Annotated in this window: 2 protein-coding genes; both read right to left on the reverse strand. The window is 74.1% G+C overall.

The annotated features are described in order from the left end of the window. Window positions 1-150 precede the first annotated feature (150 nt). Window positions 151-678 carry a hypothetical protein gene (locus ACFV61_RS34575; protein WP_380345291.1) on the reverse strand — a complete coding sequence of 176 codons (528 nt, stop codon included), beginning with the start codon at window positions 676-678 and terminating at the stop codon, window positions 151-153. Between the two features lie 117 nt (window positions 679-795). Next, on the reverse strand, window positions 796-2,442 hold the full coding sequence (ctaD, locus tag ACFV61_RS34580; protein ID WP_380345321.1) for a cytochrome c oxidase subunit I: 1,647 nt from the start codon (window positions 2,440-2,442) through the stop codon (window positions 796-798). Window positions 2,443-3,310 lie beyond the last annotated feature (868 nt).

The raw sequence follows: 3,310 nt of genomic DNA on the forward strand, positions 1-3,310 counted from the left end.
CCGCCCCCCCGCGCCCCCCCCGCCCCCCCGCCCCCCCCCCCGCCCCGCCCCCCCGCCCCCCCCCCCCACCGCGGGCCGCCCCGGGGGGGGGCGCGCCCCCCCCGCCCCCCCCCCCGCCCGTAGGCCCTGTCCGGCCGAGGGGAGGGGCCGTCAGCGCCGCCGCGCGCTGCCGAGGCCCGCCAGCAGGAAGGCCAGCGCCACCCCGGCCCCGCTGACCGCCGCGAGCGCCACCCGGGAGCCGACGGCGCCCTCGTCCGACAGCAGGATCGCCACCGCCCCCAGCGAGGCGACGGCGGCGCCGACGACCAGCCACCCCGCGAGGGTGACGGCGGCGGGGCGGCCGGAGCGCGGCGCCGGCCGGGCGCCCAGGGCCGCCCAGCGGGCGGCGGTCTCGCGCTGCTCCCCGCGCCGGTCCCACCGGGCGCGGACCCGCAGCGCCGCGCCGCCGACCAGCCCGGCGAGGGCGATCTGCGCGGCGGGCCGCCAGTCGGGCAGGGCGAGCAGCAGCCCGCCGGCCATGGCGAGGGCGGCCCACCACAGGACGCAGGCCGCCGCGGCCGTGCGGGTGGAGCGGGGCCGGTCGGCACCGGCCTGGAGGTCGGCGATGGCGGGCAGGTACCAGACGCAGCCGCTCGCGGTGAGCGCGGCGGTGCCGATGGCGAGGACGGTGTGGGTCATGGGGCCGGCCTTCCAGGTCGCGAGGGGGGAGCCGTCCCCGCCCGTGACGGGGGCGTGGGCGGGGACGGCGGTCGGTGGGTGTTCGGAGCGGGTGGCCGGGGCGCGCCCGGTCTCGGGTCAGCTGTCCACGGCGGACCGCTCGCGCTCCGCCCTGGTCTGCGGCAGGTCGTACTTGGCCGGGGTCACGTCGCCCAGGTGGGTGGCGGGCTTGCCGGTGTTCTCCAGGACGTCCAGGGCCGCGATGTCGGGGTGGTGCAGGTCGAAGGCCGGGGATTCGGAGCGGATCCTCGGCAGCCGGACGAAGTTGTGCCGGGGCGGCGGGCAGGAGGTGGCCCACTCCAGCGAGCGGCCGTAGCCCCACGGGTCGTCGGCCTCGACCTTCTCGCCGTACTTGGCCGTCTTCCAGATGTTGTAGAGGAACGGCAGGATCGACAGCCCGAGCAGGAAGGAGAAGATGGTGGACAGGGTGTTGAGCGTGGTGAAGCCGTCCGAGGCCAGGTAGTCGGCGTAGCGGCGCGGCATGCCCTCGGCGCCGAGCCAGTGCTGGACCAGGAAGGTGCCGTGGAAGCCGACGGTGAGCGTCCAGAAGGTGATCCGGCCGAGCCGCTCGTCGAGCTTCTTGCCGGTCATCTTGGGCCACCAGAAGTGGAAGCCGGCGAACATCGCGTAGACCACGGTGCCGAACAGCGTGTAGTGGAAGTGGGCGACGACGAAGTACGAGTCGGAGACGTGGAAGTCGATCGGCGGGGCGGCGAGCAGCACGCCGGTGAGGCCGCCGAACAGGAAGGTGACCAGGAAGCCGACCGTCCACAGCATCGGCGTCTCGAAGCTGAGCGAGCCCTTCCACATGGTGCCGACCCAGTTGAAGAACTTGACCCCGGTCGGGACGGCGATGAGGAAGGTCATGAAGGAGAAGAACGGCAGCAGCACCTGCCCGGTGACGTACATGTGGTGCGCCCACACCGTCACCGACAGGCCGGCGATGGCGACGGTGGCGGCGATCAGCCCCGCGTAGCCGAACATCGGCTTGCGGCTGAAGACCGGGATGATCTCGGAGATGATCCCGAAGAACGGCAGCGCCAGGATGTACACCTCGGGATGGCCGAAGAACCAGAACAGGTGCTGCCAGAGCATCGCCCCGCCGTTGGCCGGGTCGAAGACGTGCGAGCCGAACTTGCGGTCGCATTCGAGGGCGAGCAGGGCGGCGGCGAGGACAGGGAAGACCAGCAGCACCAGCACCGAGGTGAGCAGCACGTTCCAGCAGAAGATGGACATCCGGAACATGGTCAGCCCGGGTGCGCGCATGCAGATGATCGTGGTGATGAAGTTGACGGCGCCGAGGATGCTGCCGAAGCCGGAGAGCGTCACGCCCATGATCCACATATCGGCGCCGACGCTGGGCGAGTGGACGGCATCGGACAGCGGCGCGTAGAGGAACCAGCCGAAGTCGGCGGCGCCCTGCGGGGTCGCGAAGCCGGCGGCGGCGATCAGCGAGCCGAACATGAACAGCCAGAAGGACAGCATGTTCAGGCGCGGGAAGGCGACGTCCGGGGCGCCGATCTGCAGCGGCATGATCCAGTTGGCGAAGCCGGTGAACAGCGGCATCGCGAAGAGCAGCAGCATCACCGAGCCGTGCATGGTGAAGGCCTGGTTGAACTGCTCGTTGGAGAGGATCTGCGTTCCGGGCCGGGCGAGTTCGGCGCGCATGACCAGCGCCAGGACACCGCCGATCAGGAAGAACCCGAACGCCGACACCAGGTACATGGAGCCGATCGTCTTGTGGTCGGTGGTGGTCAGCAGTCTGACCACGGCCGAACCGGGCCGTTTCGGCCGAACCGACGGCTGCGGTACGGAGGTTGGCGGTGGCGTGGGGTCGCCCTGTGCCGGGGTGGCGCTCAAGGACGCACTCCTTAGGAACGTCGTGCGAATGGCTGGCGATCCATGATCCGAACGCACCGCCCCCGCCCCCTAGGGCCGTTCGGCCCGCGCCCCCGGGGCCGCACGGCCCGCGTTCCGACGCCCGGACCGGGACCTCCGGTGGCCGTCGGTCCCGCCCCGGCCCCTCGGGCGGCGCTCACCGCGCCGACGAGCACCGCTGGAGGAACGCCGGAACCGCCCCGGCGTCCGCGCCCCGGAGCGCCCCCGCCCGGCCCCGTCCGCCCCGGGGCCCGCACCCCCGGCCCCGGCCCTCCGCCGCGCCCCGCCGGCCCCTCCCACCCCGCCCCACCGGCCACGACACCGCACCCGCCGGCCGCCACCACACCCGACCTCCCCCTCCCCCGGGCGCCCCCTCCCCCAGGTGCCCGAAGTGTGAGGGTCGCGTGAGCGAAACAGGACGATTCCGTGCCCTACAGATCGGATCGGCCGTCAAGTATCCTGCGGCCACGCCCGCACCGCACCGGTCACACCCCCGCTCGGACACGCCCTGGCCCCCACCCACGCCCCGGAGGTACGCCGATGCCCCTGGCCCAGCCCGCCGCCCCCACCCGGCCGCGCTTCTCCGTCCTCGGCCCGCTGACCGGCGAAGCGGGCGGCCCCCCCCACCCCCCCCGCCCCCCGGAACACCCACGGGGGGGGGGCGGCCAGCTGTGGCCCCCCCAAAACCCCCGCCCCCGCGGCCACCGCCCCCACG

The sequence above is a fragment of the Kitasatospora sp. NPDC059817 genome (assembly GCF_042731835.1).
GTDB lineage: Bacteria > Actinomycetota > Actinomycetes > Streptomycetales > Streptomycetaceae > Kitasatospora.